Source organism: Bacillus xiamenensis (assembly GCF_000300535.1).
Lineage (GTDB): Bacteria > Bacillota > Bacilli > Bacillales > Bacillaceae > Bacillus > Bacillus xiamenensis.
In genome coordinates, this window is the sequence record NZ_AMSH01000008.1 from 1 (window position 1) to 23,067 (window position 23,067).

General features: G+C 41.2%; 22 protein-coding genes and 1 pseudogene. 12 read left to right on the forward strand and 11 right to left on the reverse strand.

Annotated features, from left to right (window positions below; all coding sequences use genetic code 11):
• The first annotated feature begins 113 nt into the window (after nucleotides 1-113).
• From BA1_RS04795 to BA1_RS19375, 6 genes and pseudogenes are all read left to right on the forward strand, one after another.
• Nucleotides 114-1,556, forward strand: coding sequence for a DEAD/DEAH box helicase (locus tag BA1_RS04795; protein WP_008356310.1), 1,443 nt, complete (start codon nucleotides 114-116; stop codon nucleotides 1,554-1,556).
• A 188-nt stretch (nucleotides 1,557-1,744) separates the two neighbouring features.
• Nucleotides 1,745-2,794 (forward strand): Delta(5) desaturase DesA, encoded by a 1,050-nt coding sequence (gene desA, locus BA1_RS04800; RefSeq protein WP_008356312.1) that lies wholly within the window; start codon nucleotides 1,745-1,747, stop codon nucleotides 2,792-2,794.
• A gap of 117 nt (nucleotides 2,795-2,911) precedes the next feature.
• Entirely contained in the window at nucleotides 2,912-4,048 is a 1,137-nt protein-coding gene (locus tag BA1_RS04805; RefSeq protein WP_008356313.1) for a sensor histidine kinase, read from the forward strand.
• On the forward strand, nucleotides 4,045-4,644 hold the full coding sequence (locus BA1_RS04810; RefSeq protein ID WP_008356314.1) for a response regulator transcription factor: 600 nt from the start codon (nucleotides 4,045-4,047) through the stop codon (nucleotides 4,642-4,644). The genes BA1_RS04805 and BA1_RS04810 overlap by 4 nt, the downstream gene beginning before the upstream one ends.
• Before the next feature lie 204 nt (nucleotides 4,645-4,848).
• Nucleotides 4,849-5,769, forward strand: coding sequence for an iron-hydroxamate ABC transporter substrate-binding protein (locus BA1_RS04815; protein ID WP_008356315.1), 921 nt, complete (start codon nucleotides 4,849-4,851; stop codon nucleotides 5,767-5,769).
• Nucleotides 5,770-5,923: 154 nt separating this feature from the next.
• Nucleotides 5,924-6,119, forward strand: a pseudogene (locus BA1_RS19375) (bacitracin ABC transporter permease); the annotation flags it as partial.
• An 85-nt stretch (nucleotides 6,120-6,204) separates the two neighbouring features.
• Here the strand turns inward: BA1_RS19375 and BA1_RS04825 are convergent.
• The gene (locus BA1_RS04825; protein WP_008356317.1) at nucleotides 6,205-7,554 is read right to left on the reverse strand and encodes an amidohydrolase family protein; all 1,350 of its coding nucleotides are present in this window, start codon (nucleotides 7,552-7,554) and stop codon (nucleotides 6,205-6,207) included.
• Nucleotides 7,555-7,656: 102 nt separating this feature from the next.
• Nucleotides 7,657-8,244 carry an NAD(P)H-dependent oxidoreductase gene (locus BA1_RS04830; RefSeq protein ID WP_008356318.1) on the reverse strand — a complete coding sequence of 196 codons (588 nt, stop codon included), beginning with the start codon at nucleotides 8,242-8,244 and terminating at the stop codon, nucleotides 7,657-7,659.
• Nucleotides 8,245-8,363: 119 nt separating this feature from the next.
• Here BA1_RS04830 and BA1_RS04835 point away from each other — a divergent pair, with 119 nt between their 5' ends.
• A complete protein-coding gene (locus tag BA1_RS04835) occupies nucleotides 8,364-8,795 on the forward strand; it encodes a MarR family winged helix-turn-helix transcriptional regulator (protein ID WP_008356319.1) in 432 nt (143 codons plus the stop codon).
• 52 nt (nucleotides 8,796-8,847) lie between these two features.
• Here the strand turns inward: BA1_RS04835 and BA1_RS19265 are convergent, their stop codons facing one another.
• From BA1_RS19265 to BA1_RS04865, 7 genes are all read right to left on the reverse strand, one after another.
• The gene (locus BA1_RS19265; RefSeq protein ID WP_008356320.1) at nucleotides 8,848-9,024 is read right to left on the reverse strand and encodes a hypothetical protein; all 177 of its coding nucleotides are present in this window, start codon (nucleotides 9,022-9,024) and stop codon (nucleotides 8,848-8,850) included.
• A gap of 15 nt (nucleotides 9,025-9,039) precedes the next feature.
• The gene (locus BA1_RS04840) at nucleotides 9,040-9,375 is read right to left on the reverse strand and encodes a hypothetical protein (RefSeq protein ID WP_008356321.1); all 336 of its coding nucleotides are present in this window, start codon (nucleotides 9,373-9,375) and stop codon (nucleotides 9,040-9,042) included.
• Nucleotides 9,376-9,653: 278 nt separating this feature from the next.
• Entirely contained in the window at nucleotides 9,654-10,268 is a 615-nt protein-coding gene (locus BA1_RS04845; RefSeq protein WP_008356324.1) for a LysE/ArgO family amino acid transporter, read from the reverse strand.
• Between the two features lie 136 nt (nucleotides 10,269-10,404).
• The gene (gene mbcS / locus BA1_RS04850; protein ID WP_008356327.1) at nucleotides 10,405-11,985 is read right to left on the reverse strand and encodes an acyl-CoA synthetase MbcS; all 1,581 of its coding nucleotides are present in this window, start codon (nucleotides 11,983-11,985) and stop codon (nucleotides 10,405-10,407) included.
• Between the two features lie 225 nt (nucleotides 11,986-12,210).
• Entirely contained in the window at nucleotides 12,211-12,423 is a 213-nt protein-coding gene (locus BA1_RS04855; protein WP_003216385.1) for an alpha/beta-type small acid-soluble spore protein, read from the reverse strand.
• A gap of 88 nt (nucleotides 12,424-12,511) precedes the next feature.
• Entirely contained in the window at nucleotides 12,512-13,717 is a 1,206-nt protein-coding gene (gene thiI / locus BA1_RS04860; RefSeq protein ID WP_008356329.1) for a tRNA uracil 4-sulfurtransferase ThiI, read from the reverse strand.
• Between the two features lie 4 nt (nucleotides 13,718-13,721).
• On the reverse strand, nucleotides 13,722-14,864 hold the full coding sequence (locus BA1_RS04865; RefSeq protein WP_008356332.1) for a cysteine desulfurase family protein: 1,143 nt from the start codon (nucleotides 14,862-14,864) through the stop codon (nucleotides 13,722-13,724).
• A gap of 186 nt (nucleotides 14,865-15,050) precedes the next feature.
• Here BA1_RS04865 and brnQ (BA1_RS04870) point away from each other — a divergent pair, with 186 nt between their 5' ends.
• Nucleotides 15,051-16,391, forward strand: a complete 1,341-nt coding sequence (gene brnQ, locus BA1_RS04870; protein WP_008356333.1) for a branched-chain amino acid transport system II carrier protein — start codon at nucleotides 15,051-15,053, stop codon at nucleotides 16,389-16,391.
• A 211-nt stretch (nucleotides 16,392-16,602) separates the two neighbouring features.
• Entirely contained in the window at nucleotides 16,603-17,946 is a 1,344-nt protein-coding gene (gene brnQ / locus BA1_RS04875; protein WP_008356335.1) for a branched-chain amino acid transport system II carrier protein, read from the forward strand.
• A 41-nt stretch (nucleotides 17,947-17,987) separates the two neighbouring features.
• Here brnQ (BA1_RS04875) and ezrA read toward each other — a convergent pair whose 3' ends face one another.
• Nucleotides 17,988-19,691, reverse strand: coding sequence for a septation ring formation regulator EzrA (ezrA, locus tag BA1_RS04880; protein WP_008356337.1), 1,704 nt, complete (start codon nucleotides 19,689-19,691; stop codon nucleotides 17,988-17,990).
• 340 nt (nucleotides 19,692-20,031) lie between these two features.
• On the opposite strand from ezrA, the gene hisJ reads away from it, so the two are divergent.
• Nucleotides 20,032-20,847, forward strand: a complete 816-nt coding sequence (gene hisJ, locus BA1_RS04885; protein ID WP_008356339.1) for a histidinol-phosphatase HisJ — start codon at nucleotides 20,032-20,034, stop codon at nucleotides 20,845-20,847.
• Here hisJ and refZ read toward each other — a convergent pair.
• A complete protein-coding gene (refZ, locus tag BA1_RS04890) occupies nucleotides 20,817-21,482 on the reverse strand; it encodes a forespore capture DNA-binding protein RefZ (protein WP_008356341.1) in 666 nt (221 codons plus the stop codon). The genes hisJ and refZ overlap by 31 nt on opposite strands.
• A 126-nt stretch (nucleotides 21,483-21,608) precedes the next feature.
• On the opposite strand from refZ, the gene BA1_RS04895 reads away from it, so the two are divergent.
• Both BA1_RS04895 and rpsD read left to right on the forward strand, forming a co-directional pair.
• Nucleotides 21,609-22,109: a GAF domain-containing protein gene (locus BA1_RS04895; RefSeq protein WP_008356342.1), complete on the forward strand. Its 501-nt coding sequence runs from the start codon at nucleotides 21,609-21,611 to the stop codon at nucleotides 22,107-22,109.
• 310 nt (nucleotides 22,110-22,419) lie between these two features.
• The gene (gene rpsD / locus BA1_RS04900; protein ID WP_008356344.1) at nucleotides 22,420-23,022 is read left to right on the forward strand and encodes a 30S ribosomal protein S4; all 603 of its coding nucleotides are present in this window, start codon (nucleotides 22,420-22,422) and stop codon (nucleotides 23,020-23,022) included.
• Nucleotides 23,023-23,067 lie beyond the last annotated feature (45 nt).

A 23,067-nucleotide genomic window follows, 5' to 3' on the forward strand; every position in this document is an offset into this window, starting at 1 on the left:
GTTTGTCTACACGCTGAAAGCTCCTATATGGGGCTTTTTTTCATGTGGGCATGGTGTCTTTGAAAAGATATGGTATGATGTCACAAGTATGAATGTACGAAAAGGAGAACACGATGCCATTACAACAATTTGATCAATATCCATTAAGTGATGAATTAAAACAAGCGCTAGAAGCGCTTCACTTCCATACACCTACACCCGTTCAGCATGAGACGTTGTCCGTTGCTTTTTCCAAGCAGGATTTAATCGTCAAATCTCAGACAGGCAGCGGCAAGACAGCGGCCTATGGTCTGCCCATTTGTGAAATGGTGGATTGGGCTGAAAATAAACCTCAAGCCCTTATTCTCGTCCCAACGAGAGAACTTGCGATGCAGGTCAAACAGGACCTTACCAGCATTGGACGATTTAAACGAATCAAAGCCGCAGCCATTTATGGAAAATCTTCTTTTCAAGCACAAAAAGTAGAGCTTGCACAAAAAAATCATATTGTATGCGGAACACCAGGGCGCATATTGGATCACCTTGAAAAAGGGACACTTTCTTTAGAAAATCTCAAATTCTTCGTGTTAGATGAAGCAGATGAAATGCTGAACATGGGGTTTATTGAGCAAGTTTCTTCTATTATTCAGCATCTGCCGGCAAAGCGTATGTCGATGCTGTTTTCAGCGACAATGTCTGATGAAATGAAGGATTTGAGCGAGCAGTTTTTACAATCGCCAAAAGTGATTGAGATTGCACGGGAGGAAACGACTGTACAGCACATCACCCACACGTTGATTGAAACAGAGGAAGAAGCCAAATTTTCATTGCTTCAACGAACGATCGTCATGGAAAATCCAGATAGCTGCATCATTTTCTGCAATACGCAGGAACGAGTGAATGAACTGACGATGAAGCTGGACGAGTGGGATGTTCCTTGCGACAAAATTCACGGCGGAATGAAGCAGGAAGACCGTTTTGCCGTCATGGATGAATTTAAAAACGGGGAGTTCCGTTATTTGATCGCAACAGATATTGCAGCCCGAGGAATTGATGTAAGTGATATGACACACGTCATTCATTACGACCTGCCTTATGAAAAAGAACGCTATATTCACCGAACTGGAAGAACCGGCAGAGCGGGCAAAAGCGGGAAAACGATTGCGTTTATGACAAGGCATGCGCAGCCGCTCATTGAAGAATTAAAGCAGGATGCCGGCATTGACTTTCAGACTCAGCCTTATCCTACAAAAGAAGAAGCAGAGCAGCATGTAGAAGCCTTTGAAGAGAAGATTGAAACGCCTATTCAAAAGGAAAATAAGCAGGCCGGTGTAGAGAAGGATATCATGAAGCTTTATTTTAACGGCGGGAAGAAAAAGAAACTCAGGGCCGTCGATTTCGTTGGGACCATTGCCAAAATAGAAGGCGTTGCATTTGATGACATTGGGATTATTACCATTCAGGAAACGAAAACGTATGTAGATATTTTAAATGGCAAAGGCCCTCTTGTGCTAAATGCGATGAGGCATACTACCATTAAAGGCAAGCAGTTAAAAGTACATGAAGCACGCTCATAACAAGTGAGGGCCTGGCGCCTTCACTTTTTTTTAATCAATATCACCACTTACAAACCCTTATACCGCAAGCTTTTTTCATGACCAACATGACAAATGTCATGTTGTATACATGATGGGTACTACTATGAGCATCACACCTTTCCTTCTATACTTTGAAGTAGAAAGAAACGGAAAGGACTTGAACCTTCATGACAAATTCAACAAACACACAGCAGCAAGCCACTTTAAGAAAACAAGTAGGTCAATTTTCTGGTGCTGACTCTAAAAAAAGTATCATGCAGCTTTTCAATACATTTATCCCATTTTTCGGACTTTGGTTTCTAGCCTATTATAGTCTGAACATCTCCTATGTTCTCACCCTCTTCATTGCGGTTATTGCAGCTGGATTTTTAGTGCGCGTCTTTATCATTTTTCACGACTGCTGCCACCAATCTTTTTTTAAACAGAAGCCGCTGAATCACCTGTTTGGTTTCTTAACGGGTGTCCTCACCCTTTTCCCTTATCTTCAATGGCAAAGAGATCATTCGATTCACCATGCCACAAGCAGTAATTTAGATAAACGAGGTACTGGTGACATTTGGCTTCTGACAGTCAAAGAATATCAAGAAGCATCTGTATGGACGAAAATTCGTTACAGAATTTATCGTAATCCCTTTGTGATGTTTATTTTAGGACCGATCTTTGTGTTTCTCATTCAAAACCGTTTCAATGTGAAAAGTGCTCGTAAAAAAGAGCGCTGGAATACGTATTTGACAAACGTGACGATTGTTTTATTAGCAGCAGCCACATGTCTACTCTTTGGCTGGCAGGGCTTCCTACTTGTTCAAGGTCCGATTTTCCTCATTTCTGGATCAATCGGTGTATGGTTATTTTATGTGCAGCATACATTTGAAGATTCTTACTTTGAAGCAGATGAACATTGGAATTATGTGCAGGCAGCTGTAGAAGGCAGTTCCTTTTACAAATTGCCAAAGCTCCTTCAATGGTTAACAGGTAATATCGGGTACCACCATGTCCATCATTTAAGCCCGAGGGTACCAAATTATCATTTAGAGCATGCCCATGAGCATAGTGAGCCGCTTCAAAATGTTCCAACCATCACGTTGAAAACTAGCATTGAGTCAATGAAGTTCAGGCTATGGGATGAAGATACGAAAGCATTTGTTACCTTTAAAGAAGCACGTCAGATTAGAAACACCCCTGTGATAAAAGGAGACATACTCAAGAAGAATGCATAATTGGCGCAAGCTCTTTCTTACAATAGAAGGAGCTTGTTGTATTTGCAGGATGCGGTAACGTGTTCAATTTGATAAAGTAGTGAAAAAGACTGAAAAAATGGAAAAGGTGAATCACGGATGAAAAAACAACTAAAAATTCAAAAACTGCATGGGATTTCCCCATATATATGGGCGATTTTTTTCATCCTGCCCTTTTACTTTATCTTTAAGACCCCTTCCACTTTAGGCATTGTGATCGGCATTATTTTAAACGTCGTCTTTTTTGCTGTCTACCGTTTCGCCTTTGTCGCAAAAGGGTGGTCTTTATATGTATTCGGCCTTCTATTAATCGCCATTTCGACTGGCTATGTGATGCTTTACAGCTACATTTATTTTGCTTTTTGTATCGCCTATTTCAATGGACATATCAAAAAAAAGGTTCCTTTCTATATCCTATACTATATTCATCTAGCGAGCGCCGCCGTGGCGGTGAACTTTAGTTTGATCTTAAAAAAAGGCTGGTTTCTCACACAAATTCCGTTTGTTGTGATCACACTTATTAGCGCCATCCTCCTCCCTCTGAGTATTCGAAGCAGGAAGGAACGTGAACGGCTCGAGGAGAAATTAGAATATGCAAACGAACGGATCGCCGATCTTGTGAAGCTTGAAGAAAGACAGCGCATTGCACGCGACCTGCATGACACACTTGGACAAAAGCTCTCTCTCATCGGTTTAAAGAGTGATCTTGCCCGTAAACTTGTGTATAAAGATCCTGAACAGGCCCGTGCCGAACTAAAAAGCGTGCAGCAGACAGCTAGAACGTCTCTTAATGAAGTGCGAAAAATTGTTTCCTCCATGAAAGGTATTCGGATCAAAGATGAAATATTGAACATTCGGCAAATTCTTGAAGCGGCCGATATTGAATTGATTTATGATGAAAAGGAAGCACCAAAACAGATCACTCTCCTCAACGAAAACATTGTGAGCATGTGCATCAAAGAAGCTGTAACGAATGTCGTCAAACATAGTGATGCCACTGTCTGTAAGCTCACCATTCATCAAAAATCAAAAGAAGCCGTCATTACCGTTGAGGATAATGGAACATTTAAAGGTGATCATCCATCCTCGCAAACGAAGGGACATGGCCTTTTAGGCATTAGAGAAAGATTGGAATTTGCAAATGGACGCCTGCGCATTGAGACAAAGGACGGGACAAAGCTGATCATGAGCATTCCAAATGATTCAGCAGCAAAACATAAGGAGGCAATAAAATGATTAATATCTTTATCGCAGAAGATCAGCAAATGCTGCTTGGTGCTCTTGGGTCGCTTCTCGATTTAGAAGACGATATGACCGTTGTTGGAAAAGGGACAAACGGCCAGGACGCCATTGATTTTGCTAAAAAACACCCCGTTGATATTTGTTTAATGGATATTGAAATGCCAGGAAAATCTGGGCTAGAGGCAGCTGAAGAACTCAAAGAATCTGATGTGAAAATCATTATTTTAACGACCTTTGCCCGCTCTGGATATTTCCAAAGAGCACTGAAAGCTGGCGTTAGCGGCTACATGCTGAAAGACAGTCCAAGTGAAGATCTGGCAAGTGCCATCCGCAGCGTGATGAAAGGGAAAAAGGTGTACGCCCCTGAATTAATGGAAGACTTATACAGTGACGAAAACCCTTTAACCGAACGAGAAAGATCTGTTCTTGAACTCGTCGCAGACGGCAAAAACACAAAAGAGATCGCAAAGGAACTAAGCATTAAAAGCGGCACTGTCCGAAACTATATATCCATTATTTTAGATAAACTAGAAGTCAAAAATCGAATTGAAGCCATCACACGCTCAAAAGAAAAAGGCTGGTTTAAATAAGAAAAAAGATCAGGTCACATGCTGCCTTGATCTTTTTTTCTTTCTATGAGAAATTCTCTGTTTTTTTTTTATCACCAACTATCAAAATGTAATTGACAACAGACCGCAATTCTGTGATATGATAATTTAGTGATAATAATTATCATTATCACTAATACAACCAAATATCCGGCTCATGTGCCGATTTCAAAGGAGTCTACATTCATGAAGAAAATATTGTTCCCTCTGATGCTCATTTTCGTACTTGCGTTGAGCGCATGTGGCAATAGCAGCAACTCTTCCTCAAATAAAGGAAATCAATCAACGTCATCTGACACGATTACATATCAATCTGAAAATGGACCTGTGAAGCTACCAGCGAATCCAAAACGTGTCGTGGTTCTCGGCTCTTATTCAGGAAATGTCATGTCACTTGGTGTGAACCTTGTAGGCGTTGACTCTTGGTCAAAAAAGAATCCACGTTTCCAAAAGAAATTAAAAAATGTAGCAGAAGTTTCGGATGAAAATGTAGAAAAAATCATGAAGCTAAAGCCTGATGTCATCATCGGTTTGAGCAATGCAAAAAATGTAGAAAAACTTAAAAAAATCGCCCCGACAGTCTTGTTCACGTACAACAAAGTCGATTACCTTCAGCAGCATATTGAAATTGGAAAAGTCTTAAACAAAGAAAAAGAAGCGAGAGCTTGGGTAAAAGATTTCAAAAAACGTGCAACTGAAGCTGGAAAAGAAATCAAAGCAAAAATTGGTAAAGATGCGACAGTATCTGTCTTTGAAAGCGGCACAAAAGATCTCTATGTATTTGGAGATGCATGGGGTCGTGGAACCGAAATTCTCTATCAAGCAATGAAACTGAAAATGCCTGAAAAAGTAAAAGAAAAAGCATTAAAAGCCGGTTATTATGCGGTGTCACAAGAGGTTATCCCTGAATTTGCCGGAGACTACATGATCATTAGTAAAAACAATGAAATGGACAATTCCTATCAAAACAGTGAAATCTATAAGTCCATCCCTGCTGTGAAAAAACATCGTGTGTACGTAGCAAATGCTGAAGAATTTTACTTTAATGACCCACTCACACTTGAATATCAACTATCATTCTTTAAAAAGCATTTTTTAGGTAAATAAGCTGAAGCAAGGGATCTTCTTCCCTTGCTTTTTTTGTCTGCTTCTAGCGGGAGTACTGGCCCTATGATGTGTATGAGATCAACGATTTTCATCAGGCGATATACAGCTGTCAAAGTACGACCACTGTCATTGGTGCCGGATGATTTCACATTTATTCAAACAAATGAATGAAAGCGAAGAAAAACAAAGCTTGTACACGATCCTGCGTAGGTTTCATTTTACGGAAAAAGATCTCTTAAAAGGTGTTCGGCTAAAGCAGCTATTTAACTTTGACATTCCGTTTCTCGCCGGGCTGCTGCACAGCTGCTTTGCTGTACAATCTGGCTGTTTTTTTATTCGGCGGTGAGCTGTGAATACAAATGCGGATGGTCGTATCAATTGATACCGTTTTTGTCATGTACTTCCCATAGGCAAAGGCCTATGGGGGATTGTGCTTTATTTTGTTGATTCAAACTGATGCGATAAGATGTGATCTCTTGCTGCATAAGCTTTTTGTTTGATCTCGTCTAGGTTCACTCCAACTAGCTTCCCATTTTGCTTCACTGCCTTTCCGGCAACATAGACGGAATCAACATTTGAAGGGTGTGCCGTTTGGACAACCGCTCCAGCTGGATCTGTCATTGGAAGTAGATTCATGCTTGTCCGATCAATCAAGATGAAATCAGCTTCTTTTCCAGGTGTGAGTGATCCAATTTTGTCATCAAGCTTCAATGCACGGGCTCCATTTATCGTTGCTGCTTCCAGCATTTGATGAGCAGACAGGCCAAGCTCAGGTCCTGGCATCGTCCCCTCCATCAATAAAGCTTGATTTTGGATCGCCCGCTCTGCCTGAAGTCCGAATTTCATTTGGGTAAACAAATCCCCTCCTGTGGCTGTCACCACATCTACACCGAGCGTTGGAAGAACTCCATTCTCAATGGCGAGCCCCGTTACAGGATAACCGTGCCCCATCATCATTTCAATCTCCGGTGTAATGGATATTGAGCTTCCACTGTCGGCGAGCATTTTCATTTGTTCTGCATCAATTGCATTGATATGCACCATATTCAGATCAGGCCCCAGCAGCCCTGCTTGATGAAGCCGCTCAATCGAACGATCCGCTGCCCCCCAATTTCCAAAGCCAATGTGCATACTACATAATGCATCTAGGGATCTTGCTGCTTCAATTTCATATACCGAGGTCTCCCATGAGGAAAACTCAGGGCCACGAATGGCAAGTCCCATCGTCAGCAGCTGGTCTGACGATTGAAAATGCGTTTTTTTCACGCGGGCTGCGTCTTCCATATTCGTCAGTGTACTCTCTCTATCCCAATACTCTGCATCTCCAGAGGTACCAAAACCAAAGACAGCACGAATGCCTGCATCTTTTAATCCTTCAATGAGCTCATCTGTATGATCTATTGAATTGATCATCGTCCAATCGAAAAATGTGGTTACCCCTGCATCTAAAGCCTCTAGTGCCCCTAAGTAATTAGAAATTCGATCATCTGATGGCCGTCTCATGGCTCCATAGTTGCCATAATAGATTTTGCTCAAATACGTCTGTAAAGACCAATCTGCTCCTATGCCCCTTATGACAGACTGCCACACATGACGATGGGTATCCACAAGCCCTGGCATGATGACCATGTCAGATGCATCGACAATGTCAGCACCACTTGCTTCAATCGAAGGTCCAACTTCTACAATGTGTGCCCCTTCAATTAAGAGATCTCCCTTTTCCAGAAAACCTAAAGATGGATCAAGTGTAATGAGCGCCGCATCTTTAAACAATGTTTTCTTCATTCATATCCCCCTTTTCAAATAACGAGGATGAGTCTCACCCTCTATGCCATTTTAAAACATAATAGGATCAAATTAGAAGAAAAGTGACTCAAGGAATGTGGTTTATGAGCTAATATTCCGAAAATAGTCGTATATCCGTTTTAATTTCACGTCATGCTTCCCTTTTGGACTTTCCATCATGCCAAATTCGAAGAACTTCACCGGTTTAATCCCGACATATTGTAAAAGAGCTCGTTTCATTAAGATTTTGTGGGCATTTTGCAAAAAGAAGAAAGGGTAGTGGGTCGGTCCTTGCATTGTCGATACACATACAGCCCTCTTTCCTTTTAACAAGCCTTCTGGAAGCAGCCCGCCTGTTTGACGGTAAGCAAAATTTGCTGCAAACATTCGATCAATAAAACCAAGCAGCATGGCTGGCGGCCGCCCCCACCAAATCGGATAAACAAACACGATATTGTCTGCCCATTTGATTTTCTCTTGATATTCTTGAATCTCAGGGTCCTTATGCATATCACGTCTTTTTTTCTCTTCATTAAAAATAAGTACAGGATCAAATTTGTCTTGGTATAAATCTATGATTCTCACTTCTTGAACGTTTGGATTTTCTTCACTGCCCTTTAGGATTTCTTTAAAAAAAGCACCATTTAAACTATTGTGATGGGGGTGAGTATAAATCATGAGTACATTCATGGCTTGTCTCCTTTAGTTATCATTTGATAACAAAAAGCATACACCCCTCTTTTTTGGTTGTCAAATGATAATTGTTTTTTGATAATAATTTTGGTATGGTACGTAGGAGGTGAAAAATGATGAAAAACCCACATTTTTTCAAAGAGTTTGTCACATTTGCTTCTACTTTTTCGGAGCTGAAACACGCTATGATGAGCAAGATCAAACCATCTGATCTAACCACTCTACAATATTTGATTCTGGAGCAGTTAGCCGTCAGTGAGCCGCTAACACCTAGTGAAATCGCCGAATGTCAGCACATGTCTCTTCCGAATGTCAGCAGAGAATTGAAAAAGCTTCACGAAAAACAATTCATTGATAGACAAGAAGATAAAGATGACAAGCGAAAACATGTCATTATGCTGTCTAAAAAAGGCCGTGCGTGTATGGACAAAGCATTTCAACAAATTGAATCCATGCTCATGGACAGCCTTTCTTCCTCTGACCAAAATCAAATGGATGATATCGTACAAGCTCTCCGTCTATTAAATCAAACCATCTTCAAAAAATGATCGAATGAAAAAAGCATGAGCGTATCGCTCATGCAAATGATTTTTGAACACATTAGTAAAGAGATGCCAAAAGATACGTGATGAAACCTACTATTGGAATAATCGGGATCATCAGCTTCAATGTTTTATTCGTATTCTTATATAAATTCCACAACAAGACTGGTACACCAAACGTCAATGTATCAAAGACAGCAAGCACTGCCCCTTTACGCTGTTCTTTATGAGCCATTTGAAAACCTCCAATTCACCAAACTTTTTTCACACAATAACCTGCTATCCCAGCCGATATTCCTGCATTAATGACTGTACATGCTATACAACCAACAGGTCCTGTTAAACAAACATAATAACAAGCCCCAAGAACCATTGAACGAAGCGGAAGAGATTCATTCGGGCCACTTTTCTTTTTTAAACAACTCCAAAATTTGTTCCAATTAAAGCTCGTTTGAATTTCCGAATCTTCAGCATTCATAATTTTTCTATTTAATTCCATCATATCTTTTTTCGCACCGTTTTCACCATAGGTAAAAGATCCTTTTAAAAACTCCCCATTTGGATTGATATGAAACTCATTCTTCAACTTTCCATTTAAATCCCATAAAAATTATACCTTTTTATGGAAAATGGCATAAGAGGCTTATTTACCAAAAAAAACCACTATAAATAATGTAGCATATCTCCTACTTGATATCATTTCCTTCAGGTAATTGAATCGTCAGTATGTCTGAGATAAATGAACGGGGTGTAACTGATGCTTGCCCCGAGACAGTAGACAACAAAAAAGCGCCGGATGTTTTCCATCCAACGCTTCTTCAAATGACATGTTCAACATCACGTCTCTTTTGCTCTATGTATCCTTTATCCAATAAGCTGATAGGCGATATATAATACAACTAGCCAGATCATGATCGCAGAGGCTTTATTGATCCGGTTCATCCACTTGCCGTTTGTATCTAGCTTTCCTAACATTTTCCCGAGAAGGGCAAGACCCATAAACCATAACCACGAGACAATGATACAGGCTGCGGTAAATGCCACCTTTTCCGCCCCATGATATTGCAGAGAGTTCGTTCCTATCACTCCTATTGTATCGAGAATCGCGTGAGGATTTAAAAGTGAAACGGAACAGGCAAATATGATTTGTTTTCTCACGGGCATCAAGTCCATCTTTTCTTGATTACCTGTTGCGGAGCTCGTGTTCCAAACTGACCACCCCATATAAAGTAAAAAGAAAAATCCAATGATAAAAAGAGCTATTTGCAAGATCGGAATGGTGAGAACAACAACCGAAACCCCAATGACAGCTAAAGTGATTAAAAGTGTGTCGCAGAGGGCGGCTGTGATGACCACAGGCAGCACGCGATATAATCGAGGCTGAAGGGCTCCTTGCTGAAATACAAATACATTTTGTGCGCCCAAAGGTAAAATAAGACCAAAGGCAAGCACAATGCCATGAATTATCGCAATCGACATTTTCAGAACATTCTCCTTTTCAAGTCATCCTTACACATTTTAACATAAAACATCATGAACGAATTTTACATATTTGATTTGTCCAATAAAAAAAGCGCTGGATGATTTTCCATCCAGACGCTTATTGTTTCTACTGTCATGATGATTTTCGCGCAAGCTCTCTTTCTCTCAGCTCGACACGACGAATTTTCGCTGACGGTGTTTTTGGCAGCTCGTCAATGAATTCGATTTCTCTTGGATATTTGTAAGGTGCTGTTGTATTTTTCACGTGTGTTTGCAGCTCTGTAATAAGCTCATCACTTTGTGCTGATGCATCGCGCAATACAACGTACGCTTTCACAATTGAGCCTCTGATTTCATCTGGACTCGCTACGACAGCACATTCTTTTACTGCTGGGTGTTTGATAAGCGCATCTTCTACTTCAAACGGCCCAATCGTATAGCCTGAGCTAACAATGATGTCATCTCTGCGGCTTTCAAACCAGAAGTATCCGTCCTCGTCTTTTTTCGCACGGTCACCGGTAATAAAGTAATCCCCGCGGCGCTGCGCTTTTGTACGCTCTGGATCTTTATAGTATTCCTTAAATAAAGCCGGTGTTTCAAGATGTACCGCAATGTCACCAATTTCTCCTGGTGCGCAAATGCTGCCATTCTCATCAATGATGTCCACATCGTTGCCAGGGGTTGGTTTTCCCATACTGCCCGGCTTGATGTCCATTCCTTTTAATACGCCTACTAGCAGTGTGCTTTCTGTTTGGCCGTATCCATCTCGTACTTCTACATTGAAATGTTTTTTGAATGTATCAATGACTTCACGGTTTAGCGGCTCTCCCGCAGAAACAGCACTATGCAATTTCGGCAGCTCGTACTGACTAAGGTCATCCACTTTTGCCATAAATCGATATTCTGTTGGTGTACAGCATAGAACATTGATTTCATTTTTTTGAAGCAGCTCTAAGTACGTATTCGGATTAAATTTCCCTCCATACACAAAGCCTTCCGCTCCGCTTCCTAAAACAGATAAGAGAGGACTCCACACCCATTTTTGCCAGCCTGGTCCTGCTGTTGCCCATACTTTATCTCCTTCATTGATAGACAGCCACGCTTTAGCAGCTGTGCGTAAATGTGCATAAGCCCAGCCGTGTGTATGCACAACCCCTTTTGGGTTACCTGTTGTGCCTGATGTATAAGATAGAAACGCCATGTCTGTGCGTGTTGTTTCTGCCAATTTCAGTTCGGTTGATTGGTGTTCCTTTTGCGCCAAAATGTTTGTCCAGCCATGATCGTTCTCACCAATCGAGAATGTTTTGAAATCTTTTGGCTGATTGGTCCCGTCGAACGATTGAATGAAGGATGCGTAAACAATCGCTCCCTTTGCTTCTGCATGTTCCATTCGGTAATCTAAATCTTTCGCACGGAGCATTTCTGAGCAAGGAATCACAACCATTCCTGTTTTTAAAATCGCTAAATAAATGCTGTATGCCTCTAGCATGCGCGGCACCATTACAATGATTTTATCGCCTTTTTTAAAGCCTGCATTTAATAATACATGACCGATTTTATTGGCTTCTTCTATTAATGTTGCATACGTCACATGCGCTTCATGGCCGTTTCCATCCTGCCAGTGCAGGGCCATTTTTTCCCGGTCATGACTGAATGCTTCAATCTCACTGACTAAGTTATATTGTTCTGGTGCAATTAAGTCTTCTCTTTTCATGGTACAGCTCCTTTTAGCCTCTTTCTATGAAACGAATCATGTTTCAATTTACCTATTCTAACACTCATATCTGAAAAATGCTTGAATTAGGACCTACTCCTAGTATTATGCCATAATTTTTTCGTTTCGTCTTCCTTTTTAGAAATATTCTAACAATTTATATGTACAAAAAGAAAAGAGCGGGAATGATCCCGCTCATAAGCCATAGCTTTTTAATTGTGTGTCTTAGAAAGATCCGCCACCCATATGTTGTTGAGCGTAAGATACAAGACGCTTAGTGATTTCTCCACCAACTGATCCGTTAGCGCGAGCTGTTGTTTCTGGTCCAAGGTTTACACCAAATTCTGAAGCGATTTCATACTTCATTTGGTCGATCGCTTGTGCAGCGCCTGGAACGACTAATTGATTAGAACTGCTTTGTCTGTTTTGTTGAGCCATGTGTTCTCACCTCCTTGTGAATATAGAATGTGTAGAAACACATGACTTCATGCGATTGTTTTTATGGTAATTATTATGAAATTTTTATTTAAAATAAATCAGCGAATTCATCTGCCGCTTTCTTTTCATTCGTGACAACAATCGTTTCGATCTGCTCCACTGCTTCATCAAGCATTGGCTCGAAATCAGCAAAACTTTCATAGCGCTCTACTTTTTCAAGCTTTGGTTTCGTTTTCGGAGACGGCGGCGTAAAAATTGTACAGCAGTCCTCAAAAGGCTGAATGCTTGTATCATATGTGCCAATTCGTCTCGCTTCTTCGATAATGTCATTTTTATCAACTGCAATCAGCGGACGAATGATGGGGGTATTTGTTACATGATTAATGGCATACATGCTTTCGAGTGTCTGACTGGCCACTTGGCCAAGGCTTTCACCGGTAATGATTGCAAGCGCATCACGCTTCGCTCTTATTTTATCTGCTATTTTCAGCATCATTCTTCTCGTTGATGTCATTGTATAGTTTTCCGGCACTTGTTTGTGTATGAGCTCTTGGATTTTCGTAAAAGGAACAATGTGGAGCTTCACTTCGCCTCCATAGGCAGCCAAGCATTCTGCAAGATCAATGACCTTTTGCTTGGCACGTTCACTTGTATAAGGCGGGCTAAAGAAATGAACGGCTTCAATTTGAATGCCGCGTTTCATTGCTTGATAGCCGGCAACTGGGCTGTCAAAACCGCCTGAGAGCATAAGCATCGCTCTTCCGCTTGAACCCACAGGTAAACCGCCGGCACCCTTTACATCTTTAAATGTAATGTACGTCGCATGTTCCCTGATTTCAATTCGCAAATGAACATCTGGGTGCTTCACATTAACTGTTAAGTTTTCCGTATTCCTTAGAACATGTCCGCCAATTTCCCGGTTCATTTCATTTGAATCAAGCTCAAATTGTTTGTATGAACGTTTTGTTGTGACTTTAAATGTATTCCCCTTTTCGTACACTTCTTGCACAGCTGTCAGTGCTGCTTCTTTGATAGCATCCAAATCCGTCTCACATTTCACTGCAAGGCTAAAGCTTTGAATACCAAAAACACTTTTGAGATGCTCTGAAATTGGTTCAGGGTCTTCTCCGTTCAGCATGATTGTAATGCGGTCTCTATCAGATGCGTACTTGAGTCCTGCAAAATCTTTTAAGACAAAACGAATATGCTGTCTTAATTTTTCAATGAATTTCTTTCTATTCTTCCCTTTTGTTGAGATCTCACCAAAACGGACTAAAATATGATCATACTTCATCTTGTTATCTCATTCCTTTTAATTTTTTCACACTTTGTGCGATGGATGTGATGATACGTGGCGCCAGCTCTGGTCCTTGTCCATATGTCAAGCTGATTCTCATGCTGCTTCTAGCTGCCTCTTCTGATTTCCCCATAGCCAGAAGGACATGGCTTGGTTCTTTTTTCTTAGCAGAGCAAGCGGACGTTGTCGAAACGAAAATCCCCTCTTTTTCAAGCATGTGGAGTAAGACTTCAATTTGAATGCCTGGCACTGAAAAATTCACAATATGCGGTGCACTGTTCGTAAGCGGTGTGTTGAGGACAACACCTTCTATTTCTCCAAGCTGCTTTTGAAGCTGCGTTTTTAACGACTGCATCTCATCAATATGCTTGTTCAAATGCTCAAATGAATGTTTCATGGCTTTTGCTAAGCTGACAGCTCCAGCCGGGTTTTCTGTGCCTGAACGGAGTCCAAGCTCCTGCTCTCCTCCTGTGATGAAAGGTGCGAGCACTGTCTCTTTCTTTAAAAAGAGTGCGCCTGTTCCCTTTAAGCCGTGAATCTTGTGGCCTGACATCGTCAAAAGATCAATATCCACCTCTTTAGGCAGGGGCACCTTGCCAATCCCCTGTACGCCATCAACATGAAAAAGCGCCTCTTTTGCATGCTCTCGAATGATGCTGGCCGCTTCTTCGATTGGCTGGACAGCGCCTGTTTCATTGTTTACATGCATCATACTGACCAGCACTGTATCAGGGCGAAGCACTTCTTTTAAATGAGTCATATCGGCATGTCCATGCTCATTTACTTGAACATAGGAGATATCAAAGCCAAATAACGTCCTCAGCTGCTCACATGACTCAATGACAGAAGGGTGCTCAATTGTGGTTGTGACAATGTGTCTGCCACGGTTCATCTTGGCGATAGCCGCCCCTTTAATGGCGATGTTGTTCGCTTCTGTTGCACCTGATGTAAAAATAATTTCATATTGCTTAAAGCCTGTATAGTGAAGCATTTGTTTGCGCGTTTCATTTAGCAGACGGCTTGCATCAATGCCAAGCTGATGAAGTGAGGACGGATTTCCAAAAAAACGCTCACTCACTTGCTGATACACCTTCAAAACTTCTGGGTAAGGCTTAGTTGTTGCACTATTATCAAGATAAATCATTGCGAAACTCCTTATCTTTCTCCATTTAAAGAACGTGAATCTCATTCCTTTTTTTTCAAAATAAAGCGGTGTATTGACAACTAGATCAATACACTATAACATGCATAGTGCCATTGTCATATTTCATTCTTAATTAACAGAATTTTTAAATATGACGGAAAAATAAAATAATAAGGGGGTCCTCTTATGAACAATAAGTTAAGTCAGTCAGACACATTAGCCATCGGCTTAATGCTGTTTGCACTCTTTTTCGGCGCAGGTAATATGATCTTTCCGCCTGTACTTGGACAATACGCAGGTGAAAACGTTTGGCTTGCGATTGGCGGTTTTTTACTGACAGGGGTAGGCCTGCCGCTCTTAGGCGTCATAGCCGTTGCCTTGACAGGAACAGGTGCCAAAGGACTTGCAGATAAAGCACATCCTACATTTGGTACAATTTTCACCGTCATTTTATATTTATCCATTGGGCCGTTTTTTGCGATCCCACGTACAGGAACTGTTTCTTATGAAATCGGACTGGCCCCGTTCCTTTCAGAAGCTCAGTCTGCATCATGGCTTCCGTTATTCTTGTTTTCGATTGCCTTTTTCGGAATTACCTATGCCCTTGCGTTAAATCCATCGAAACTTGTTGATCGAATCGGTAAAATTTTAACACCAATTTTACTCGCTGTCATTGCTTTAATTGTGATAAAAGCCATTGCAACACCGATGGGCGCAATTAGCAGTCCTCATCCTTCCTATGAAACAAGCCCGCTGTTTACAGGCTTCTTGGAAGGTTATAAAACAATGGACGCTCTTGCTTCAATCGTTTTTGGAATTGTCGTTGTCACGGCTGTTAAAGAACGCGGCATTACAGAGCGTAAGTCTCTTGCTGTGGCCTGTATTAAAGCTGGACTTGTGGCAGCTGCTGGACTCGCACTTGTGTACATATCACTTGCTTACGTTGGCGCATCAAGTCCTGATGCAACGGGTATGGTAGGATCAAATGATGGCGGGAAACTTCTTTCCCTAGCCGCTAACTTTTTATTTGGGTCTGCTGGAAATATTGTGCTGGGGGCGGCAATTTTATTTGCTTGTTTAACAACAAGTATTGGGCTCGTTTCTTCCTGCGGAGAATATTTCTCCACGCTATTTCCACGCCTTTCCTATCGAACGGTCATCTTCATCGTTTCTTTGTTTAGTACATTTGTAGCAAACCTTGGTCTGGCACAAATTATTTCACTATCTGTCCCAGTTCTTGTCGCAATTTATCCGTTAGCTATTGTGATCATTCTTTTATCGTTTCTCGATCGATGGATCAATGGAAGACGGATGATTTATATCATTTCCCTTATTTTCACTGGTATCTTTGCCGTCATCGACGGACTTGTGGAAGCAAAGATTCCGCTTGGTGGTTTACATGATTTGTTAGAAGATACTGTTCCTTTATACAGTCTTGGAATCGGCTGGGCCATTCCTGCCGTTATTGGAGCCATTGCCGGTCTTCTCATCTCCATATTCAAGAGTCCGCCTAAACAGCTTGCTTAACATCAGCGTCTCACATCCCCTTCCATCCTGTGAAGGGGATGTTTTTTATTGTTCTCCATATACTAAAATAGAAAAATTCATGACTTTTGTATGAAAACACATGTTGACATCAGGCGTACATCCTTTATAATTAGTGAATGTTAATGATGTAGGTTTACCTAGCAAACAATTAACAGAATATTTCAACATAATAATGGAGGCTTTACATTCAATGAAGGCAACTTTGTCGACGAAAGATACGGTTATCATAGGTTTTATGCTATTTGCTCTATTCTTCGGCGCCGGTAATATGATTTATCCACCAGAACTTGGGCAATATGCTGGACAAAATGTGTGGAGAGCAATGGGCGGATTTTTATTAACAGGTGTCGGTTTACCCCTTCTCGGGATTATTGCGATTGCTTTAACAGGACGCGATGCGAAAGGACTAGCTGATAAGGCTCACCCAGTGTTTGGAACAGCATTTACAGTCATTTTATATTTATCCATTGGACCGCTTTTCGCTATTCCTCGAACAGGAACCGTCTCTTATGAGATTGGGGCATTACCATTTTTATCAAGTGTGCCAGCTTGGCTTTCACTTCTTTTATTTACACTTGTCTTTTTTGGTATTACGTATTACCTTGCTTTAAACCCAACAAAGATTGTCGATCGAGTGGGGAAAGTTTTAACACCAATTAAATTTACCATCATTTTGATTATTATCGTCAAAGCGCTTTTAACGCCAATGGGTGTGATTGGCACACCAGATGTATCTTATAGCAATGGATCTTTCTTCAAAGGATTTCTTGAGGGCTATAAGACAATGGATGCTCTTGCTTCGATTGTCTTTGGAATTGTGGTCATCAATGCCATTAAAGGGCGCGGCGTGACAAGTAAAAAGGCACTTGCCTCTGCTTGTATCAAAGCTGGTCTGATTGCAGCATGCGGTTTAACATTTGTGTATTTATCACTTGCTTATTTAGGCGCTTCTAGTACACACGCGATTGGATTCGTTGGAGACGGCAGCAAAATCTTGGCTCAGTCTTCCCAATTCCTATTCGGCAGTCTAGGAAATATTGTGTTAGGTGCTGCCATTACAGTCGCATGTTTAACGACAAGTATCGGTCTTGTCACATCATGCGGGGAGTATTTCTCAAAGTTACTGCCTAAACTTTCATATAAAACGGTCGTAACGCTCGTCACATTATTTAGTTTCATCATTTCAAACTTTGGATTAGCTCATATTGTCGCTTTCTCTGTTCCTGTATTAACAGCGATTTATCCGCTTGCGATTGTGATTATTGTGTTATCACTTGCTGATAAATGGCTTGGACATAGAAGACCTGTCTATGTTCTCTCTTTAATCTTAACAGGCTGCGTCAGCTTATTTGACGGTTTAGCCGCAGCGAACCTCCCAATCGGTCCAGTGAAAGACATCTTTAAAGCCGTACTGCCATTTTATGACCTTGGCATTGGCTGGATTGTTCCTGCTTTACTTGGAGTCATCGCCGGGTTCGTCATTTCTCTTTTCACTTCTTCTGCTTCAGAAGAACAACAGAAACAAGCTTCATAATTTGAAAAAAGCTGAAGTCCTAAAAATGGACTTCAGCTTTTTTATTGGTGCTGGTATTCTTTTTCTTGCTTCGCTAAAAGTTTGTGGACGGCTCCAGGTGATGCTTTTTCAACAGCCGCTGCTGCCACATCAAATGAACCGTTATAATCATAGGCATAAAATCTTCGTTCTGCTTCTTTTAATTGCTCTGACAAGATATGATTTTGACTTCTGAACCGGTTGCCGTATTGAATGATCCGTTCAATTTGATCCACTTTACTGAGCATTTCTTGCGTCTCATGAGCGACACTTCTCACTGTTTCAGAGGCTTCTTTTAATTGTTGGTTCACTGCCGGCATATTCAAAGGCAGGTTCTCAAGCTGCTCATGCACTTGCTGAATCATCTCCTGCGCTTTTTCAGCACGTTCTTTGATGTCAGCAGGTACGCCTGGAATATTGCTTTTATGCAGCTGTCGTACTGTATCTGTCAGCAGTGTTTTAAGTTCAGTCAGTGTTTCTCTCGCCTGCAGTTCTTCTTTTCGTAACGATTGAAGATGATCTTTAAACGATTCATGCAAGGCTTTTGCTTCCTCGATAAAGGTCTCGAGCTGATTGATTTCAGTCATTAATAAAGAATATGCCACATGATCACGATCGAGTTTCTCACGTATTTGCTTCATGAGCTTTTCAATTTCTTCTAAGCGTTTCTCAAAAGCTTTCTGCTGATCAAGCTCTCCTGCTGTCAGCTTGTAGCTTTCTTTCACAAGGGCTGTTTCTGCCTTTGTTTGCGTATGATCCTGTTCAAGCTTTTGGAATGCTTCCTCAAGCTCAGGCATCTTGCTTTTTATTTCCTGACCTGCTTCTACTTCTGCTTCCAGCTGATCATACAATGTCTGAATCGCATCATCGATCAATTGCAGAATGCTGGATGCTTCATCTAAATTGAGTTCATCAATGAGTAATTTTTCTGCTCGAGTCAGCTGTTTATTTAAATTATCCAGTTCTTTTGTGATTTGGATGTGCTCCAGTTTGTAGCCTTTGTCTGTCATTTCTTTATAACCGTCTTTCAGCTTCGTCAGCTGACCTGGTACAGTTTGTTTGCAGTCTGCGATGAGCTTCGGTACATCATTGATATATAATTGCAGCTGATCGAGTCTGCGGTCTTGCTCAAGCAAAATTTTTCTTGCTGTCATGTAGTTTCCGTTTTCTGTCTCTTCTTCATACTGCTTGATCCCTTCCCAGGCCTCATCTAAGTCCTGCTCCATTTTGTCATAAAGGGTGCCATATAAATGGCTGTATGCAAGCAGATTTTTTCGAACGGTTTGGTATTGCTCTTTGACCTTTTCAATGTCTTTGCGGTTTTGCTCCTCGCTTGTGACAAGGTCTGCAATCTCTTTTAAAATGTCTTCAATGTTCGAATCAGCAGCTGCCAGCAAATCCCCAATATGTGCCAGGACTTGCTTAGCTTTGGAGAATCGATATTTATCAGAATACTCCTCTGCATCGTATAATAGCTCCTCTACCTTTGGAAGATGGGCTGTGACGATATCGTCCCACTCTGCACGCCATCTTTCAAAAAACTGCTCTGTTTCTCCGGTCATTTTTAAATGTTTGATTTTTGAAATTTCTTCTACAATTGATCTGTTTAAAATTTCAATTTTCCATGCTTCCAATCGGTCAATCTCTTTATATATATTTTTTCGAAGGAAGTAACCGACTGAAAACAAAGCAAGCAAAATGACAATTAAACCGATGATTAACTCCATAATGAGCCCCCTTGTTGTGATCTAAGTGATGTCAGGGTAAAAGTGTCCCGAATAGACCTGAGAACCCTTTCGTGTCCGCTTTGCATTTGCTTTTTATAAGCAGGATCGTATGTTTTCCAAGACGATCCATTCACGGTTTTATGTATGTTTTTTCAAGAAAGTCATTCAGCGCTTTCTATCATTTGATCACACGTCTCAATGTGACCTGCTTTTATGTATGCGGAAGCTGTCGTTTTCATTGTTATTATGATACCATGTAACCAACATTTTTGGTCATGATTTTTCATTATTTTCACTGATCAACATCACGTTTTTCAAAATATCGACAAGAGGTGACGACATGCTGAAACAAGATGCACATCTACATACTCCGTTTTGCCCGCACGGGACGCTTGATCCTTTTCATTCTTATATTGAAAAAGCAATGAAAAAGGGATTTGATTCCATCACCTTTACCGAGCATGCTCCGCTGCCACCTTCGTTTCGCGATCCAACACCTGAGCAGGATAGCGCCATGAAGCTTCAAGACCTTGAAGCGTATTTGACGAAGCTGGATCAGCTGAAACAGGAATACAAAGGACAATTAATAGTAAAAACTGGGCTTGAGGTCGACTATATCAGAGAGTATGAACAGGAAACAAGTGCCTTTTTAGACTGCTACGGTCCTGAACTAGACGATAGTATTTTGTCTGTTCACTTTCTTCCTGCTGGCGATGATTATATTTGTCTTGATTTTGACGAGCATGCCTTCAAGCAGCTGATCAGCATTTATGGCAGTATCGAGCAGGTCTACGAAAGCTACTATGACCAAATTCATTCTTCTATTCTATCATCTTTAGGTCACTATAAGCCAAAGAGAATCGGTCATATCACCCTTGTCCAGAAATTCAAACAGCTTTTTCCATATGAGATGCCGCCTGAACTACGTCAAAAGGTCACCCTTTGCCTTGAAGAAACGGCAAAAAAAGGCATGTCCTTAGATTTTAATACATCAGGTCTTCGTAAGACATATGCCAGAAGTATCTATTTGGAGCAATGGATGATTGATTTCGCAAAACAGAAAAAAATTCCGCTCATATTCGGGTCTGATGCCCATCAAGCGGAAGATCTCGGGTATGCGTATGATCAGTTTGAAGACATGATCAGTTTCAGGTGAGTATCCAGTGCCGGCTCTTTCGGCTCTAGTAAATGATGGAGTGAGCGGCTTAGTTCCTTAAAGTACGTTTGATAAAAATAAGGCTCACTTGGATTGATATAGAGCACCTCCGCTAAATATTGAGGCTGTAAATACGGCATCATCAGAAGTGATTTCAGCTGAATCATAAAAGAGGAGAGTGAAAGCTGCTCACAAATCACGTGGGTTTTTTTCCCTTTTTCAATGATCAGTTGAAACAAGTATTTTTCTTTTGTTAAATAGGTCGACATGATTTCCCTAATGAGCGTCGAATCAATGGTCACTTCTCGATAAACGAAACGGGTTAATTGACGGTTTTCATGCTGATAAGATAAAATATCAAAAACCACATGAAGTAAACATTCTTTTGCGTGACGGGTTTCCATGTGATGGATGTGCGATTCAATCATGTGAATATAGCCTTCATAAAAATCGGAGACGAGCTGCTCTAGCAGTCCTCCTTTTCCTTGAAAGTAATAAGATATATGGGCAACGTTGACGTTTGCTTCTTTCGCAATCTCACGGACAGAGGTACCAGAAAATCCTTTTTGGTTAAAAAGTCTGATGGCAGCTTCAATAATACGGTCTTTTGTTTGCACGTTTGTTGATGTTTTCATCCGCTCACCCCTCTTCATGTGTACTTACTTCAAGATGAAGGCAGAAGTTCCTTTTACAATTGCTCGACAAATCCCACATGCAAAACGCAAGTTATGTATTTTTGAGATAGAAAGTAGGAGATTTTCATGTTTCATGTCGAAAAACAGTCTGGCGATCCATCGAAAGACTATCAATTACTGATTAAACAAGTAGAAGCGATCACAGACGGCGAACCAGACCTGATTGCCAACTTAGCAAATGCTGCGGCATTATTGTATCACTCACTTCCTGAAGTGAACTGGGCAGGATTTTATTTGGCAAAGGGCGGCGAACTTGTACTTGGACCGTTTAACGGACTGCCTGCTTGTGTGCGCATTCCTTCTGGAAAAGGCGTTTGCGGCACCGCATTTGCGACAGGTGATGTGCAGCGTATCGCTGATGTGCATGCATTCCCTGGTCATATTGCATGTGATGCAGCATCGCAGTCTGAAATTGTGATCCCGCTTAAAGTAAATGGACAAATCATTGGGGTACTCGATATTGACAGTCCAGTGAAAGACCGCTTTAGTGAAGTAGATGAGACCTACTTAATTCAATTTACAGAGGTTCTCCAACAGGCGTTATCCGTCTCTAAGGATGCGGAATGATGCAGGAAAAGCAGGCAGATTGTCTGCTTTTTTGTTTTGCTTTCTTCCTCGATGAATGCCGACCAGGTTTGACATTCTCCTCTTTAAATAGGTTGACTTCTCCTATCCAGCATCATATAATAGAGTTTGTGTGAAATATGGCAGCCTTTTTGTTCGGCTTTTTTGTATCATTTTGTTCCTTCTATATGGAGGTGCATCTTGTAACTCCCTGCTGCTGGAGCGAGGATGCATGAAAACATAATGACAGAAAAGACAAAGAGCAGACGGTTTTTATTTTTCACAAATAAAAACAATAAGGAGGAGTCACATTATGGCTCGCTATACAGGTCCAAGTTGGAAGATTTCCCGCCGTTTAGGCATTTCATTAAGCGGAACAGGTAAGGAACTTGAAAAACGCCCTTACGCTCCAGGCCCACATGGTCCAGGACAACGCAAAAAACTATCTGAATACGGTTTACAATTACAGGAGAAGCAAAAGCTTCGTCACATGTACGGTGTCAACGAACGTCAATTCCGTACACTATTTGACAGAGCGGCTAAACTTCCTGGTAAACAAGGTGAAAACTTCATGATCCTTCTTGAAACTCGCCTTGACAACCTAGTATACCGTCTTGGCCTTGCTCGTACGCGCCGCCAAGCTCGTCAGCTAGTAAACCATGGCCACATCCTTGTTGATGGAAGCCGTGTAGACATCCCATCTTTCTCTGTGAAACCAGGTCAAACGATTTCTCTTCGTGAAAAATCTCAAAACCTTGCAGTTGTGAAAGAATCAGTTGAAGTAAACAACTTCGTTCCTGAATACCTTTCTTTCGATGCTGAAAAACTTGAAGGAACTTTCACTCGTCTTCCAGAGCGTTCTGAATTAGCGCCTGAAATCAGCGAACAACTAATCGTTGAGTTCTACTCTCGTTAATTTCATGACTCTCTCAAAGAGTGAGCAAACAAACCCTAGAGACCT

Coding starts and splice junctions, on each gene's coding strand:
- BA1_RS04795 (WP_008356310.1), top strand. CDS start 114: ATGCCATTACAACAATTTGATCAATATCCATTAAGTGATGAATTAAAA.
- desA (WP_008356312.1), top strand. CDS start 1,745: ATGACAAATTCAACAAACACACAGCAGCAAGCCACTTTAAGAAAACAA.
- BA1_RS04805 (WP_008356313.1), top strand. CDS start 2,912: ATGAAAAAACAACTAAAAATTCAAAAACTGCATGGGATTTCCCCATAT.
- BA1_RS04810 (WP_008356314.1), top strand. CDS start 4,045: ATGATTAATATCTTTATCGCAGAAGATCAGCAAATGCTGCTTGGTGCT.
- BA1_RS04815 (WP_008356315.1), top strand. CDS start 4,849: ATGAAGAAAATATTGTTCCCTCTGATGCTCATTTTCGTACTTGCGTTG.
- BA1_RS04825 (WP_008356317.1), bottom strand. CDS start 7,554: ATGAAGAAAACATTGTTTAAAGATGCGGCGCTCATTACACTTGATCCA.
- BA1_RS04830 (WP_008356318.1), bottom strand. CDS start 8,244: ATGAATGTACTCATGATTTATACTCACCCCCATCACAATAGTTTAAAT.
- BA1_RS04835 (WP_008356319.1), top strand. CDS start 8,364: ATGAAAAACCCACATTTTTTCAAAGAGTTTGTCACATTTGCTTCTACT.
- BA1_RS19265 (WP_008356320.1), bottom strand. CDS start 9,024: ATGGCTCATAAAGAACAGCGTAAAGGGGCAGTGCTTGCTGTCTTTGAT.
- BA1_RS04845 (WP_008356324.1), bottom strand. CDS start 10,268: ATGTCGATTGCGATAATTCATGGCATTGTGCTTGCCTTTGGTCTTATT.
- mbcS (WP_008356327.1), bottom strand. CDS start 11,985: ATGAAAAGAGAAGACTTAATTGCACCAGAACAATATAACTTAGTCAGT.
- BA1_RS04855 (WP_003216385.1), bottom strand. CDS start 12,423: ATGGCTCAACAAAACAGACAAAGCAGTTCTAATCAATTAGTCGTTCCA.
- thiI (WP_008356329.1), bottom strand. CDS start 13,717: ATGAAGTATGATCATATTTTAGTCCGTTTTGGTGAGATCTCAACAAAA.
- BA1_RS04865 (WP_008356332.1), bottom strand. CDS start 14,864: ATGATTTATCTTGATAATAGTGCAACAACTAAGCCTTACCCAGAAGTT.
- brnQ (WP_008356333.1), top strand. CDS start 15,051: ATGAACAATAAGTTAAGTCAGTCAGACACATTAGCCATCGGCTTAATG.
- brnQ (WP_008356335.1), top strand. CDS start 16,603: ATGAAGGCAACTTTGTCGACGAAAGATACGGTTATCATAGGTTTTATG.
- ezrA (WP_008356337.1), bottom strand. CDS start 19,691: ATGGAGTTAATCATCGGTTTAATTGTCATTTTGCTTGCTTTGTTTTCA.
- hisJ (WP_008356339.1), top strand. CDS start 20,032: ATGCTGAAACAAGATGCACATCTACATACTCCGTTTTGCCCGCACGGG.
- refZ (WP_008356341.1), bottom strand. CDS start 21,482: ATGAAAACATCAACAAACGTGCAAACAAAAGACCGTATTATTGAAGCT.
- BA1_RS04895 (WP_008356342.1), top strand. CDS start 21,609: ATGTTTCATGTCGAAAAACAGTCTGGCGATCCATCGAAAGACTATCAA.
- rpsD (WP_008356344.1), top strand. CDS start 22,420: ATGGCTCGCTATACAGGTCCAAGTTGGAAGATTTCCCGCCGTTTAGGC.